Source organism: Pseudomonas sp. FG98 (genome assembly GCF_057808595.1).
Map to the genome: position 1 here is coordinate 1 of NZ_JBMDIJ010000055.1, position 15,245 is coordinate 15,245.

General features: G+C 65.6%; 10 protein-coding genes. 6 read left to right on the top strand and 4 right to left on the bottom strand.

Annotated features, from left to right (window positions below; genetic code table 11):
- Positions 1 to 193: 193 nt before the first annotated feature.
- From ACODSK_RS23810 to ACODSK_RS23825, 4 genes are all read left to right on the top strand, one after another.
- The gene (locus ACODSK_RS23810) at positions 194 to 1,840 is read left to right on the top strand and encodes a VRR-NUC domain-containing protein (RefSeq protein ID WP_489019545.1); all 1,647 of its coding nucleotides are present in this window, start codon (positions 194 to 196) and stop codon (positions 1,838 to 1,840) included.
- Positions 1,837 to 4,095: an ATP-dependent DNA helicase gene (locus ACODSK_RS23815; protein ID WP_489019546.1), complete on the top strand. Its 2,259-nt coding sequence runs from the start codon at positions 1,837 to 1,839 to the stop codon at positions 4,093 to 4,095. Before ACODSK_RS23810 ends, ACODSK_RS23815 begins: the two co-directional genes overlap by 4 nt.
- A gap of 93 nt (positions 4,096 to 4,188) precedes the next feature.
- On the top strand, positions 4,189 to 5,826 hold the full coding sequence (pgm, locus tag ACODSK_RS23820; protein ID WP_489019547.1) for a phosphoglucomutase (alpha-D-glucose-1,6-bisphosphate-dependent): 1,638 nt from the start codon (positions 4,189 to 4,191) through the stop codon (positions 5,824 to 5,826).
- A gap of 280 nt (positions 5,827 to 6,106) precedes the next feature.
- On the top strand, positions 6,107 to 8,575 hold the full coding sequence (locus tag ACODSK_RS23825) for a UvrD-helicase domain-containing protein (RefSeq protein WP_489019548.1): 2,469 nt from the start codon (positions 6,107 to 6,109) through the stop codon (positions 8,573 to 8,575).
- 96 nt (positions 8,576 to 8,671) lie between these two features.
- Here the strand turns inward: ACODSK_RS23825 and nhaB are convergent, their stop codons facing one another.
- Entirely contained in the window at positions 8,672 to 10,174 is a 1,503-nt protein-coding gene (nhaB, locus tag ACODSK_RS23830; RefSeq protein ID WP_489019549.1) for a sodium/proton antiporter NhaB, read from the bottom strand.
- 151 nt (positions 10,175 to 10,325) lie between these two features.
- On the opposite strand from nhaB, the gene ACODSK_RS23835 reads away from it, so the two are divergent.
- Both ACODSK_RS23835 and nudC read left to right on the top strand, forming a co-directional pair.
- Positions 10,326 to 11,138, top strand: coding sequence for a crotonase/enoyl-CoA hydratase family protein (locus ACODSK_RS23835; protein WP_489019550.1), 813 nt, complete (start codon positions 10,326 to 10,328; stop codon positions 11,136 to 11,138).
- 36 nt (positions 11,139 to 11,174) lie between these two features.
- Positions 11,175 to 12,005, top strand: coding sequence for an NAD(+) diphosphatase (gene nudC, locus ACODSK_RS23840; protein ID WP_489019551.1), 831 nt, complete (start codon positions 11,175 to 11,177; stop codon positions 12,003 to 12,005).
- Here nudC and ACODSK_RS23845 read toward each other — a convergent pair.
- The 3 genes from ACODSK_RS23845 to ACODSK_RS23855 form a co-directional block, all read right to left on the bottom strand.
- Positions 11,973 to 12,752, bottom strand: coding sequence for a TSUP family transporter (locus ACODSK_RS23845; RefSeq protein WP_489019552.1), 780 nt, complete (start codon positions 12,750 to 12,752; stop codon positions 11,973 to 11,975). The genes nudC and ACODSK_RS23845 overlap by 33 nt on opposite strands.
- A gap of 165 nt (positions 12,753 to 12,917) precedes the next feature.
- Positions 12,918 to 13,976, bottom strand: a complete 1,059-nt coding sequence (locus ACODSK_RS23850; protein WP_489019553.1) for an ABC transporter substrate-binding protein — start codon at positions 13,974 to 13,976, stop codon at positions 12,918 to 12,920.
- A 21-nt stretch (positions 13,977 to 13,997) separates the two neighbouring features.
- Positions 13,998 to 15,146, bottom strand: a complete 1,149-nt coding sequence (locus tag ACODSK_RS23855; RefSeq protein ID WP_489019554.1) for an LLM class flavin-dependent oxidoreductase — start codon at positions 15,144 to 15,146, stop codon at positions 13,998 to 14,000.
- Positions 15,147 to 15,245 lie beyond the last annotated feature (99 nt).

The following is a 15,245-nucleotide window of genomic DNA, read 5'->3' on the forward strand; positions in this document are numbered from 1 at the left end:
CACCGGTTTTATGGCCGCTTCGCGCCCAATCGCGGCTAACAGCCGCTCCCACAGGAGGCTGAGTCAACCTCGAAGCCATGGCACTCATACTCCCTGCAAAAGCGTGTCCGCCCGGCATCCGATCCACGGTGGTTGCCTTGGTAGCGTATCTGTATGTATAACCAGTGCTCGTTTCCCCTGGTAATGCCTGCCCGTGATCGCCGATTCCCGTAACGACCCCTTCTACTACCTGCACAACTTCCGCCAGGTGCTGGACTGGCTGCACCTGCGCTACGGCGATCTGCTGGACGCCGGGGAGCGCGACTTCATCGAAGGCTTCGTGCGCCTGCCCCAGCCCAGCCAGGCCCTGCTGGTGCGCATGGTGATGCGCAAGGGCGTGCTGTTCCGCGCGCGTCGGCTGGATTACGCCGAGATCGGTCCGACGGTGCAGGCCATGGCGCCGCTGCTGGAGTTGGGTTGGGTCGATGCCGAGGCACCACTGGCCCTCGACGAGCTGTTCCAGTTGCTGCTCAAGGACGAGATCGGCCGGTGTTTCGCCGCCCACCTGAGCCGCCCGAAAGCTGCCAAGCACGAGCTGTTCGAACAACTGAGCGCGCACTTTGCCGAGCCGCGGCCGCTGCGCGAGTGGTGGCCGGAGTGCGTCGAGCCGATCTACGCCCTGCGTCAGCAGGCGGTCTGTGATCGGCTGCGCCTGCTGTTTTTCGGCAACCTGTACCAGGACTGGTCGGAATTCGTCCTCGCCGACCTCGGCCTGCTGCGCTATGAGCAGGTGCCGTTCAGCGCCGACTCGCGCGCCTTGCGCGAGCGCGGCGATATCGAGTTGTGCCTGGCCCTGCATGCCTGCGCCGAGCAACTGGAGGGCGAAGTCGATATCGATCTGCTGCTGGCCCGCCTCGACGGCCTGGACAGCGACAACCCCTGGCTGCAACGGCGTCGGGCCAAGTTGCTCTATCAGCTCGCCTACCTGTGCGAGCGGGGCGGCGACTGGGACCGGGCGCTGGCGATCTACACCAACTGCTGCCACCCCCAGGCCCGCGAGCGGCATATCCGCGTGCTAGAGCACAGCGGCCAGTACCAGCAGGCCCTCGATCTCGCCATGCAGGCCGCCGGAAATCCCGGCAACGCCGCCGAAGCCCAGGCGCTGGGGCGCATCGTCCCGCGTCTGCAACGCAAGCTCGGCGGCCCGCCGCAGCCACGACGCAAGGCCCAGGCCATCAGCCGGCTCGACCTGGCGCTGCCGGTCGAATGGTCCGCTCTCGGCGTCGAGCGTGCGGTGGCTGAGCATTTCGCCCTGCCGCAGGCCCCGGTGCACTACGTCGAGAACACCCTGTTCAACAGCCTGTTCGGCCTGCTCTGCTGGCCGGCGATCTTCGCGCCCTTGCCCGGCGCCTTCTTCCACCCGTTCCAGAGCGGCCCGCAGGACCTGCTGGACGCCGGCTTCCATGGTCGCCGCAGCGAACTGTTCGCCGACTGCCTGGGGCAACTGGACGATGGCCGCTACCGCCAGACCCTGCGCGATACCTATGCCGCCAAGCATGGCCTGCAATCGCCCTTCGTTTATTGGGACCTGCTCAGCCCGGAGTTGCTGGAGCTGGCCATCGACTGCCTGCCGGCGGCGCATCTGAAGCAGTGTTTCCTGCGCCTGCTGGAGGATATCCAGGCCAACCGTGCCGGCATGCCTGACCTGATCCAGTTCTGGCCCGAAGAAAAACGCTACCGGATGATCGAAGTGAAAGGGCCGGGGGACCGCCTGCAGGACAACCAGCTGCGTTGGCTCGACTTCTGCGGCACCCACGGCCTGCCGGTGGATGTCTGCCATGTGCAATGGGCCGAGGCATGAGCTACAAGGTCGCGGTGCGCAGCCTCTGCGAGTTCACCGCCAAGGTCGGCGACCTCGACCTGCGCTTTACCCCGTCGCCGACCGCCCAGGAGGGTATCGCCGGGCACCGCCGGGTGGTGGCGCGGCGGGGCGAGGGCTATGAGGCCGAAGTGGCTCTCAGCGGGCGCTTCGGCGAGCTGGAGGTGCGTGGCCGCGCCGATGGCTACCGGCCCGCGAGCAACTGCCTGGAAGAGATCAAGACCCACCGCGGTGACCTGGCCAGCCAGCCGGACAATCACCGGCAACTGCACTGGGCCCAGGCCCGGGTCTACGGCTGGCTGCTGTGCCAGCAGCGCGGGCTGGCCGAGATCAACCTGGCGCTGGTCTACCTCGATGTCGACAGCGAGGAGGAAACCCGTTTCGAATGCACGGCCAGCGCGGCCGAGCTGGAGGCGTTCTTCGTCGAGCAGTGCCAATGCTTCATGCAGTGGGCCGAGGCCCAGGCGCACAGGCTGGCCCAGCGCGACGCCGGCCTGGCTGACCTTGGCTTTCCCTGGCCGTCCTTTCGCAAGGGCCAGCGCGAACTGGCGGAAACCGTGTACAAGGCGGTCAGTACCGGGCGCTGCCTGATGGCCCAGGCCACCACCGGCATCGGCAAGACCCTCGGCACCCTGTTTCCCTTGCTCAAGGCCATGGCCCGGCAGCCGCTGGACAAGATCCTGTTCCTCACCGCCAAGACGCCGGGACGCGGCCTGGCCCTCGATGCCTTGCGCCAGGTCATGCAGACCCGCCCGGAGCTGGCCCTGCACAGCCTGGAACTGGTCGCCCGCGACAAGGCCTGCGAATACCCCGGCACCGCCTGTCATGGCGAGGCCTGTCCCTTGGCCAAGGGTTTCTACGACCGCCTGCCGGCCGCCCGGGCCGCAGCGATGCAGGTGCCGCTGCTGGACAAGGCCCGGGTTCGCGAACTGGCCCTGGCCCATCAGGTCTGTCCCTATTACCTGGCCCAGGAGCTGGCGCGCTGGGTCGATGTGCTGGTGGCTGACTACAACTACTACTTCGACCAGAACGCCTTGCTCTTCGCCCTGGCCCAGGCCGATCAATGGCGCCTGGCCGTGGCGGTGGACGAGGCGCACAACCTGGTGGAGCGGGCGCGGCAGATGTACAGCGCCAGCCTCGACCAGTTTCACCTGCAGGCCCTGCGCCGCCAGCCGCCGGCGGGCATGGCCAGTGCCTTGCAAGGGCTGAATCGGGAGTGGAACCGGCTGTACAAGGAGCAGGTCGCGCCGTACCAGGCCAGCAATGAACTGCCGGCGGCCTTTATCAAGGCGCTGTTGCGGGTGGTCGGCCTGATTCAGGAGCTGATGAACCGTACCCCGCAGGCGGTGGATCCGGCCTTGTTGCAGTTCTTTTTCCAGGCCTTGCAGTTCGTCCGCCTGGGCGAGGTGTTCGACGAGCATTTCCTCTTCGATATCAGCCTGCGCGGGGCAGGGCGCAAGCGCCTGGCGACCCTGTGCCTGCGCAATGTGGTGCCGGCCCCGCTGGTCGGTCCGCGCATGGCGGCGGCGCGCAGCGTCACGCTGTTTTCCGCGACCCTCAATCCACGGCACTTTTATGCCGACCTGCTGGGCATGCCCGCCGACACCGCCTGGCTGGAGGTGCAGTCGCCCTTTGTCGCCGAGCAATTGCGGGTGCGTATCGTCAGCGAGGTATCCACGCGTTTCCAGCATCGCCATGCATCCCTGGAGCCCATCGTCGAACTGATCGCCGCGCAGTATCGCCGGCAGCCGGGCAACTACCTGGCGTTCTTCAGCAGCTTCGACTACCTGCAACAGGTGTCCGCGCTGCTGACCGAGCGTTATCCGGCGATTGACCAATGGGTGCAGTCGGCGGGCATGGACGAGGCGCAGCGCGAAGCGTTTCTCGCGCGCTTCGTCGAGGACGGCCAGGGCGTCGGTTTCGCCGTACTGGGCGGGGCCTTCGCCGAAGGGGTGGACTTGCCGGGCAGCCGCCTGATCGGCGCCTTTATCGCCACGCTCGGGTTGCCCCAGGTCAATCCGGTCAACGAACAGCTCAAGCAGCGCATGGGCGCCTTGTTCAGTGCCGGCTTCGACTACACCTACCTCTATCCCGGCGTGCGCAAGGTGATCCAGGCGGCAGGTCGGGTCATCCGCGGAACCGAGGATCGCGGCACGGTGCTGCTGATCGACGACCGCTTCGCCGAAGCCCGTGTGCGCCGTATGTTTCCTTCCTGGTGGGCGCCAGAAATCAATTAATCGGACGCAGGAATTTTCCACATCGCCAGACAGTCCAAGTGCCAGTAAACTGTCGTGTTTTCATCACCTGATATTCCATTCTTGAGGTTTTGCATGAAGCTCAGTCCTCTGGCGGGCAAGCCGGCCCCGGCCGCCATCCTGGTCGATATCCCGCGCCTGTTGACCGCCTACTACACCGGCCAGCCGGATGCTGCGGTCGCGACCCAACGCGTCGCCTTCGGTACCTCCGGTCATCGCGGCAGTTCCCTGGACCTGAGTTTCAACGAGCACCACGTCCTCGCCATCAGCCAGGCCATCTGCCTGTATCGCCAGGCCCAGGGCATCGACGGTCCGCTGTACATCGGCGCCGACACCCACGCCCTGTCGACCCCGGCCCTGGCCAGCGCCCTGGAAGTGCTGGCGGCCAACGGCGTCGAAGTGATGCTGTCGAAGGACGACGAGTACACCCCGACCCCGGCTGTGTCCCACGCCATCCTCTGCCATAACCGTGGCCGCAGCAGCGGCCTGGCCGACGGTATCGTCATCACTCCGTCGCACAACCCGCCACAAAGCGGTGGCTTCAAGTACAACCCGCCCAATGGCGGCCCGGCCGACAGCCATGTGACCAAGTGGATCGAAGCCAAGGCCAACGAACTGCTGGGCGAAGGCCTCAAGGGCGTCAAGCGCATGCCCTACGAGCAGGCGCTCAAGGCTTCCACCACGCACCGCCATGACTATGTTTCGACCTACGTCGCCGACCTGGTCAATGTCATCGACTTCGACGTGATTCGCAGCGCCAACCTGCGCCTGGGCGTGGATCCGCTGGGCGGCGCCGGGGTGCGCTACTGGTCGGCCATTGCCGAGCACTACAAGCTCAACCTGGAAGTGGTCAACGACGCGGTCGACCCGACCTTCCGCTTCATGTCGGTGGACTGGGACGGCCAGATCCGCATGGACCCGTCCTCTCCTTACGCCATGCAGGGCCTGATCGGCCTGCGCGAGCGCTTCGACGTGGCCTTCGCCTGCGACCCCGACCATGACCGCCATGGCATCGTCACCCCGTCCGGGCTGCTGGCGCCGAACAACTATCTGGCGGTGGCCATCGACTACCTGTTCCAGAACCGTCCGCAATGGCGCGCCGATGCCGCCGTGGGCAAGACCGTGGTCAGCAGCGGCCTGATCGACCGCGTTACCGCGCGCCTGGGCCGTCGCCTGTACGAAGTGCCGGTGGGCTTCAAGTTCTTCGCCGACGGCCTGTTCGACGGCTCCCTGGGCTTTGGCGGCGAGGAGAGCGCTGGCGCGTCCTTCCTGCGTCTGGACGGCAGCGTTTGGGCCACCGACAAGGACGGCCTGATCCCGGCCTTGCTGGCCGCTGAAATGACTGCCCGCACCGGACGCAATCCGGCGCAGGCTTATGAAGCGCTGACCGCCGAGCTGGGCGAGCCGTTTGCCACCCGCGTCGAGGCCAAGGCCAACCCGCAGCAGAAGGCCCTGCTCAGCAAGCTGGCACCGGAGCAGGTGAAATCCACCGAACTGGCCGGCGAGCCGATCCAGCAGATCCTCAGCCACGCGCCGGGCAACGACCAGGCCATTGGCGGCCTCAAGGTCATGACCGCCAACGGCTGGTTCGCCGCGCGGCCGTCGGGCACCGAGGACATCTACAAGATCTACGCCGAGAGCTTTATCGACGATGCGCACCTGCAGCGTCTGGTGGCTGAGGCGCAGGAACTGGTGGACAAGGCGATCGCCTGATCGCCGGAGCCCTTGTGGGAGTCCGCCCAGCCTTTCAGGCTGCGCTGTCGCGCAGAGCACAGGTCTAAGAGCGGCGCGGACCCTGTGGGAGCGGGTTTACCCGCGATGGCGTCGGTGATCCGACCATCGTAATCGCGGGTAAACCCGCTCCCACAGAGATTGCATGCAAATTCTCCAGTCTCTTGGCTAATTCCCTGATTTTCCAGACAATCGCCACTGTCCCATCGCCCCCGAATGGGGTAAAACTTCCGGCTTATGTGATTTTCCAGCCGGAGTCGGTGTGTCAGACAAGCTTCCCCCGCAACCCCAGGACCTTACCCCGCCCGCCCAGCTTCCATGGCTCAGGCGCCTGACCGCGCGCCTGCTCGGTCGCGGCTTGAACCGCCTGCGCGCGCAGCATCGGGACTCCTGGTTCCTCGGTCATGCCACCGGCCAGCGCACCGGCCATGCCGAGGGCCTGCGCGAGGGTTTCGATGAGGGGCATGCCGTCGGCTACGAGGCTGGCCGCCAGATTCTGGTGATCCGCGATACCCGCGCCGAGGAACACGCCGTACCTGGCGTCGACGACAGCCTGTTCGACGACTGGCGCCTGCCGCTGACGGCGGAACTGAAGAAGCGCTTCAAGGCCGATGTCGCCCAGTACCTGCCGGCCCATGCCCAGCCCAGCGCGGCGCAGTGGAAGATGATCTTCAGCGAGACCCCGTCCACCTGCGTGATCGCCGGCGCCGGGGCGGGCAAGTCGACGTCGCTGGTGCTGCGCATCCTGCTGTTGCGCCATTACCTCGGCTTCGAGCTGGACGCCATGACCGTGGTGACCTTCACCCGCGAGTCGCGCAAGGACTTCATCGCTCGCCTGTTGCAGGTGTTCGGCCAGTGGCAGGTGCCCCTCAGCCCGGTGCAGGCGCGGGAGCTGGTGCGTACCTTCCATTCGCGGATCCTGCCGCTGGTGCGCAGCCTGCCGGGGTTCAGCCAGGTGCGTGCCTTCGAGACCCTCGGCAGCGAACTGCCGGCCGGTGCCGAGGCGGATGCCGAGAGCAATCCGTTCGACCTGCGCCTCAACGATGCCCAGCGCCAGCAGCTCAACCTCTGTTACCGCGACCTGCTGCGGGCCAGCCCGCGCTTTGCCGAGCTGATCGCCGGCCTGCGCCGCGAGGCGGTGCAGCTCAAGGCCCTGGAGAAGGATCACCCGGACGTGCAGAAGCGCGTTGCCGTGACCCAGTTGTCCGCCAGTCGCGACGAGGAACTGTGCGACACCATCGAGGACCTCTGGTTCAGGGCCGGGGCCTGGCCGATCAAGGGCATCGAACCGAGCCGCGAGACCGTCGAGATCAACGGTAGCCGCTTCCATTTCCACGGCCATATCGCCGAGCTGGATGCCTGGGTGGTGCTCGGCTTCGATCCCGGTGAAAACCAGCAATACAAGCGCCCCGGAGCCAAGCTGCCGGTGTGGGCGGAGTGGGTGATCAAGCGCACCCTGTTTCAAGCTTTCTGCTCCAAGCCTGTGATCTGGCTGGAAAATTATGCTTCGGCACGGCGGCTGATCGCATCGCTGGCTGGGGATGCGGTGGCTGGTCCGGGCTTCGACTACAAGGTCAAGGGTGAACTGGCCGCCGTGCCGCTGCTGGATGCCTTTGTCACGGCGGCGGGTTTTATCGAGAACCTCGGGCTGGATGTCAGCGTTGCGGTGAAGGGCATGAGCTTCCCGCAGGGTGACAACGATGCGCTGTTCTTCGAGGCCCTGAGCCTGTACTGGAAAGCCCTGGAGGAGCATCTGCTCGACCAGTCGCCGCCGGTGATGACCTACAACCGCATGTTCGCCCTGTTCGGCGAGAACAACCCGGAGAACCTGCGTCTGCTGCCCGACCCGCTGCTGCGGCCGCTGGCGCACCTGATGATCGACGAGTTCCAGGATGTCTCGCCGCAGATCGTCTCGTGGATCCGCGCCAGCCTGCGCGAGATCCGCCGGCGCGGCTCGGACATGCACATCGGTCGTGCGGCGCAGCACTCCTCGCTGCTCTGCGTGGGTGATGACTGGCAATCGATCTATGGCTGGCGCGGCAGCTCGCCGAAGTACTTCATGGAGTTCGGCAAGGCCTTTGTCGCGCCTTCGAACACCCGGGTGATGCTCACCGACAACTACCGCAGCCATCAGCACATCATCGATGCGGCGGAGCATATCGTCAGGTCGGCGCCGTCGATTGCCGGCAAGAAGGCCAAGGCCGTAGGACCGGTGGCTGAGGAGCGCTGGCCGGTGCAGGTGCAGGAGCGCGACGAGACGGCCTTGGCGCAGCAGGTGATCGAGCACTACAACCGGGGTGACTCGGTCATGATCCTGTTTCGAAAAAGTATCGATAAGCAGATGATTTCAAAAGAAATTCAATCGATAGTTAATGTTGATTCGAGCTTGCCTCACGGTCAGCGCCGGCTGAAGCAGCTGACCTATCACAGCGCCAAGGGCTTGCAGGCGGATGCGGTGTTCATGCTCGGCGATTGCCAGTACGTGACCCGCTCGCCGTACAAGAACCAGGTGTATCGCCTGGCCGGACTGGGCAAGGATGGAGATCCGGAGGCGTTCGATACGGCGCAGAAGGAGGAGGTACTGCGGTTGGCCTATGTGGCGATCACCCGGGCGGTGCGTTATTGCTATTGGCATGTGGAGTTGCCGGGTGGTGAGCAGGCGGCGCTGCCGAGGGCTTCGCAGCAGGTGGATGGGAAGAAGGCGTTCTTCGAGGATTTGCGGGGGCAGTGAGGGCCTCATCGCCGACAACGCCGGCTCCCACAGGTTGCGCGTGCACCGCCGATCCTTGTGGGAGCCGGCGTTGCCGGCGATAGGGCCCTCAAGGTTTCACAGCCAGTAAGTGACTGCCCACCAGCCCAATCCACCCATGACCACGGTGTAAGGCAATGCCATCCACACCATCCGCCCATAGGACAGCCGCACCAGCGGCGCGATCGCCGAAGTCAGCAGGAACAGGAACGCCGCCTGGCCATTGGGCGTCGCCACGCTCGGCAGGTTGGTGCCGGTATTGATCGCCACCGCCAGGGTTTCGAAATGCTCGCGGCTCATGGCGCCATTGAGGAACGCCTGCTTCACCTCGGTGATGTAGATGGTGGCGACGAACACGTTGTCGCTGATCGCCGAGAGCAGGCCGTTGGCGATGAACAGCATCCCCGGCTGTTGTTCCGCCGGCAGCGCCAGCACCCACTGGATCAGCGGGGTGAACAGCTGCTGCTGGTGGATCACCGCAACCACGGCGAAGAACACCACCAGCAGCGAAGTGAACGGCATGGCGTCCTGGAAGGCGCGGCCCAGGCGGTGTTCGTCAGTGATGCCGGTGAAGGAGGTGATCAGCACGATCACCAGCAGGCCGATCAGGCCGACCTCGGCCACATGCAGTCCCAGGCAGACGATCAGGATCAGCGCGGCGATGCCCTGCACCAGCAGGTTGGCGCGCTGCTGCGGGGTGCGCTGGGCGTCGTCCTCGGCGGCGTAGGCGGCCAGAACCTGGCGCACGTTGTCCGGCAGCAGGGTGCCGTAGCCGAACCAGCGCAGTTTCTCCAGCAGTACGCAGGTGACCAGGCCGGCCACCAGCACCGGCAGCGATACCGGGGCGACCTTGAAGAAGAAGTCCTGGAAGTGCCAGCCCATCTCATGGCCGATCAGCAGGTTCTGCGGCTCGCCGACCAGGGTGCAGACACCGCCCAGCGCGGTACCCACCGCACCATGCATCAGCAGGCTGCGCAGGAAGGCGCGGAAGTGGTTGAGGTCCTCGCGGGCCAGCTCGGGAAGCTGGTGGTCGATGTCGATCTGCGCCTCGCCGCGTGGATCGCTACCGGAGGCGACACGGTGGTAGACCCCGTAGAAGCCCACTGCCGCGCTGATGATCACCGCCGTCACGGTCAGCGCATCGAGGAAGGCCGAAAGGAAAGCTGAGAGAAAGCAGAAAGCCAGCGATAACAGCGCCTTGGAGCGTATTCCCAACAAGATGCGCGAGAAGGAAAACAGCAGCAGATCCTTCATGAAGTAGATCCCGGCGACCATGAACATCAACAGCAGGATCACCGGGAAGTTGTGCTGCAGCTCTTCATAAAGTGCTTGAGGTGTGGTCATCCCCAGCAGCAGTGCCTCCACCAGCAGCAGGCCGCCGGGCATCAGCGGGTAGCACTTGAGGGCCATGCCGAGGAAGAAGATGAATTGCACCACCAGTACCCAGCCGGTGACCACCGGGCCGAGGGTCGCCAACAGCAGTGGATTGAGTAGCAGGAACAGGCAGACCGTGGCCTTGTACCAGCGCGGCGACTGACCAAGGAAGTTGTGGACCAGCGCACCGGGCAGAGAGCGGGGCATGAAATGTTTCCTAATGATTCAAAGACCTGCGCACGGTGCCGCAAGTGCCAGGCAAGATCAACTGTGCCAGTCCCGCTTTTGGCACAAGCGCGGTGCAGGGGTTGCGATATAGTCCGAAGCTTCCTACATCCGCCGCTCAAGGAGTGTCGCCGTGACCGACTACACCGCGTTCAAGGTCGAGCTGTCGAACCATATCGCCCACGTCCAGATCAACCGCCCGGACAAGATCAACGCCATGAACGCCGCGTTCTGGCGCGAGATCGTCGAGATCTTCCAGTGGATCGACGACACCGACGAGGCGCGGGTGGTGGTGATCAGCGGTGCCGGCAAGCACTTCTCCTCGGGCATCGACCTGATGATGCTGGCCTCGCTGGCCAGCGAGCTGGGCAAGGACGTCGGCCGCAATGCCCGCCTGCTGCGGCGCAAGATCCTTGAGATGCAGGCCTCGTTCAATGCCGTGGACAACTGCCGCAAGCCGGTGCTGGCGGCAATCCAGGGCTACTGCATCGGCGGTGCCATCGACCTGATCGCCGCCTGCGACATGCGCTACGCGGCCGCCGATGCGCAATTCTCGATCAAGGAAATCGACATGGGCATGGCCGCCGATGTCGGCACATTGCAACGTCTGCCGCGTATCATCGGCGACGGCCTGCTGCGGGAACTGGCCTATACCGGTCGCACCATCGGCGCCGACGAGGCGCAGCGCATCGGCCTGGTCAATCGCAGCTACGAGGATCACGCCGCGCTGCTCGACGGAGTCTTTGCCATCGCGGCCGAAATTGCGGGAAAATCCCCGATTGCCGTGGCCGGCACCAAGGAGATGCTCAGCTACATGCGCGATCACCGCATCGACGACGGGCTCGAGTACATCGCCACCTGGAACGCCGCCATGCTGCAATCCAACGATCTGCGGGTAGCCGTGGCTGCCCATATGAGCAAACAGAAGCCGGAGTTCGCCGACTGATCGCGACGGCGCTCCGCCAAGGTCAAGGAACAGAAGATGTCAGCGCGCTGGACCACTGCGGTACTGGATACGAATGTCGGCGGCGGCCTTGCGGTCGTGCGCAGCAGCGAAGGCTTCATGCTGGACGCCAATGGCGCGCTGTTCCCCCGCGACTGGTTCAAGCGCCAGGAGCCGGATATCCGCTTCGAGCACGGCATCGGCCATTACGATGGCCAGCCGGTCTACCTGATTGAACTGCACGGCACCCAGGCGCTGCCTGGCTGCCGTTGGCAGGGGTTGCGTCAGTTCATGCTGGAGGGGGATTTCGATACCTACACCATCCTCGGCTACGCCGCGCAGATCTCCACCTGGGCCCGCGAGCATCGCTTCTGCGGCAGTTGCGGCCAGGCCATGAGCCAGATCCCGCGCGAGCGGGCGATGTACTGCGCGCCGTGCGACCTGCGCAGCTACCCGCGCATCTCGCCAAGCATGATCGTGCTGATCACCCGTGGCGACGAGATTCTCCTGGCCCGTTCGCCACGTTTCGTCACCGGGGTCTACAGCACCCTGGCCGGCTTTGCCGAGCCGGGGGAGTCGGCGGAAGACTGCCTGGTTCGCGAAGTGCGCGAGGAGGTGGCGCTGGAGGTGCAGAACATCCAGTACGTCGGCAGCCAGTGCTGGCCGTTCCCGCATTCGATGATGCTGGGCTTCCATGCCGAGTACGCGGGCGGCGAAATCGTCATGCAGCCGGACGAGATCGAGGATGCCCAGTGGTTCCGCGTCGACGCCTTGCCGCCGCTGCCCGCCGGACGCTCCATCGCCCGCTACCTGATCGATCTGTATGTGGCGCGTCGCCTAGGCCTGGCCGAACCAGTGCTGCCACGCTAGGCGCACGGTCAGCGCCAGAACCACGGTGATGAACACCGGGCGAATGAACTTCGAACCGCCGCTGATGGCGGTTCGGGCGCCGAAGAAGGCGCCAACCATCAACGATGAACCCATCGCCAGGCCTACGGCCCAATCCACCTGTCCCGAGAAGATGAACACCGTCAGCGCCGCCGCGTTGCTGACGAAGTTCATGCTGCGCGCCACGCCGCTGGCCTTGACCAGGTCGATGGGGTAGATCAGCAGGGTGCTGACGGTCCAGAAGGCGCCGGTACCGGGGCCGGCCACGCCGTCGTAGAAGCCCAGGGTGAAGCCCTGGGGGAACTGCCACTTCTTCTTGATCGGCACATTGGCGTCCAGCGGTGCCTTGGGCGTGCCGCCGAACAGCAGGTAGACGCCGCAGGCGAAGACGATCACCGGCAGCATCTTGTTCAGCCATTCGGCTGGCAAGTAATGGGCAATCACCGCACCAAGCAGGGCGCCGATCAGGGTGCCGAGCAGTGCGTGCTTCCACTGCGCCGGATGGAACAGCTTGCGTCGGTAATAGGTAAAGCCGGCGGTGGCCGAGCCGAATGTGGAGCTGAGCTTGTTGGTGCCCAGGACCAGGTGCGGTGGCATGCCGGCGGTGAGCAGGGCGGGCGTGGTCAGCAGGCCGCCACCGCCAGCGATGGCATCGATGAAACCGGCGACAAAGGCGACCAGGGCGAGAATGGCAAGGGTGGTGAGGTCAACGCTGAGTTCGAAAGGCATGGGGATTTCTTGTGCGACAGAGGCTGGCGAGAAGGGCTCGCCGGAAGGGCGCTATGGTACGCCTGTCGCCGGAGTTTGTGTGGTTCTTCAAGGCCGGCAAACTGGTCCCAACCCTTGAACCGGCTTGCCGACGATGAGGCCATTAGCAGCGCAACACATCCCGCCTCAGGTCGCCACCCGCGACGTCGATCCGATCACCGCTTCCAGCACACTGAAATCGATCCATTCCCGCACATCGAAATGCCGCGGGATGAACTGCCAGCGGTAGAGAAAATCGGTGAAGTCCTGCAGGGCGCCGATCGAGCGGCTGTCGAGGGTGGTGCGCAGGCGCCGGTGGGCGTCCTCGCCGTAGGCCGCTGCCACCCAATACTCGCTGGTGTTCAGCTCGCGGGCCAGGTAGCGCCGGGTTTCGTCGGGGTTGGCCCAGGCCCATTGCTCGGTGCGCAGCAGCACGTCGACGATGCGCTTGCAGGCGCCGAAGTGGTGGTTGAGCAGGTGGGTATCCACGGTCAGGGTGCGCGGCGTGCCGTTGTTGGCGCGGATCAGCGGGTCCGGGTGCGAGCCGGTGTCGATCACCACGTGCAGGCCCAGCTCGTAGGCCAGTTGCAAGGCCGTGGCGCCCTTGAGGAAGATCGCGTCGATGTCGCCGCGCAGCAGGCCTATCAGTTCGTTGTTGCGCCGGCTGATGCGTGCGCCGCTGAGGTAGACGGCAGCACCGTGCACATGGGTGACCTGCTCGTCGCTGTGGGTGCCGCCGTAGGGGTAGTCCACCAGTTCCACGTCGGCGACGTTCAGGCCTTCGAGGCGCAGGGCGTTTTCCAGGCCGCGCAGGGCCTGGGCGCGGGTGAAGTCGATCTGCACGTTGGCCCATTTCGGCAGGCCGAAGCGGCGGTTCTTCAGGTCGCGCACGGTCTTCACGCCGCTCTCGGCGGTGGTCAGGATCAACTGCACTTCATCTGCCCAGCTCAGACCCAGCACCCGGGTCTCGACCCCGGCCGAGTAGGCCCAGATCGCCGGGATATTGCCGCCATGGCGCACCGAGTTGGGCAGGTGGTGGTCGTAGTGGGCTTCACGCACTTCCCGTTCGCTGGACTCGCGCAGTGACTGGATCGAGGTGCCCAGCGGGGCGAAGGCTTCGGCCAGGCGCCCGGTCTGCACGGCGATGCCGAGGCCGGTGGGCACCGGGCTGTGGGTGTACCAGAGGGTGTCGAGGGGTTGGCTCATGGGGGAATCCGGTCCTTGAATTCAGGCGCTGGCCTTCAGCGCGGGTGCAGGTGGCTGACGCAGCAGCGGCAGGACTTCCTGGCCGATGCGCAGGGCTTCTTCCAGGTGCGGGTTGCCGGCGAGGATGAAGGTGGAGAAGCCGGCTTCGCGGTATTCGGCCAGGCGCTCGGCGATGTTCTGGTGGCTGCCGACCAGGCCCACGGTCGGGCCGGGCTTGGCCTTGGCGAAACCGGCCCAGAGGTTGGGGGCGAGGGTCAGTGCGTCGAAATCCTGGATGTTTTGGTGGTAAGCGGTCTGCCGCGCGCCGCCGACCGAGTCGCTGGCCCGGGTAAAGGCGCTGGACACCGCGCTCGGCTTGCCTTCCAGGCGCTCGAACTGGCGCCGCAGGTCGCGCCAGGCGGCCTCTTCGGTTTCCCGGGCGAACAGGTCGACGCGCAGGCCGAAGCGCACTGTGCGTCCCTCTTTGTCGGCCAGTTCGCGGACCCGCTCGATATGCGGCTTGAGCTTGTCCACCGGCTCGGCCCAGTTCAGGTAGACATCGGCATGCCGCGCGGCCACGTCCAGGGCCGGGTCGGAAAACCCGGAGAAGTACACCGCCGGTTTGCGCTCACTGCCCAGGCCCGGCGGCAGGCTGCCGTTCTCCAGGCGGTAGATGTCGCCGTCGTAGCTGAAGCGCTCGTTGCGCCACAGGCCGTCGATGATGTCGAGGAATTCGCCGGTGCGCCGGTAGCGCTGGTCGTGTTCGAGGAAATCGCCCTGAGCGCGCTGGCTGGCCGGGTTGCCGCCGGTGATGATGTTCCAGTCCAGGCGGCCGTGGCTCAGGTGCTGGAGGATCGCCGCCTGCTGCGCGGCGTAGGCGGGCAGGGTCCAGGTGGCCTGGAAGGCGACCAGGAAACGCAGGCGCCGGGTTTCCCGGGCCAGGGCGGCGGCGACGATCCATGGCTCCGGGCCGGTGGGCAGCAGGGCCCCTTCGAAGCCGGCCAGCTCGGCGGCCTTGGCCACCTGGGCGATGTAGTCGATGTAGGTGAAGCCATCGGGGCTGCCGTCGGCCAGCAGGCCCGGGGCGATATGCCCGTGCTGCTGGGCGAAGCTGCCGCGGTTGTGCTTGTCGGTGGTCAGTTGCGGGCCGTCGGTGCCCAGGGGCAGACGCCAGAAGAATTCGGTGGTCATGGTGGGTCCTTTGGTCAGTTGGAAGGGTTGGTGCAACCTGTGTGCCACGGTGTTCTCTCGGACCTCATCGCTGGCAACGCCAGCTCCCACAGGGTCCGC

Bases quoted from the DNA above. Each gene is read 5' to 3' on its own strand.
- ACODSK_RS23815 (WP_489019546.1), top strand. From the start codon at position 1,837: ATGAGCTACAAGGTCGCGGTGCGCAGCCTCTGCGAGTTCACCGCCAAG.
- pgm (WP_489019547.1), top strand. From the start codon at position 4,189: ATGAAGCTCAGTCCTCTGGCGGGCAAGCCGGCCCCGGCCGCCATCCTG.
- nhaB (WP_489019549.1), bottom strand. From the start codon at position 10,174: ATGCCCCGCTCTCTGCCCGGTGCGCTGGTCCACAACTTCCTTGGTCAG.
- nudC (WP_489019551.1), top strand. From the start codon at position 11,175: ATGTCAGCGCGCTGGACCACTGCGGTACTGGATACGAATGTCGGCGGC.
- ACODSK_RS23845 (WP_489019552.1), bottom strand. From the start codon at position 12,752: ATGCCTTTCGAACTCAGCGTTGACCTCACCACCCTTGCCATTCTCGCC.
- ACODSK_RS23850 (WP_489019553.1), bottom strand. From the start codon at position 13,976: ATGAGCCAACCCCTCGACACCCTCTGGTACACCCACAGCCCGGTGCCC.
- ACODSK_RS23855 (WP_489019554.1), bottom strand. From the start codon at position 15,146: ATGACCACCGAATTCTTCTGGCGTCTGCCCCTGGGCACCGACGGCCCG.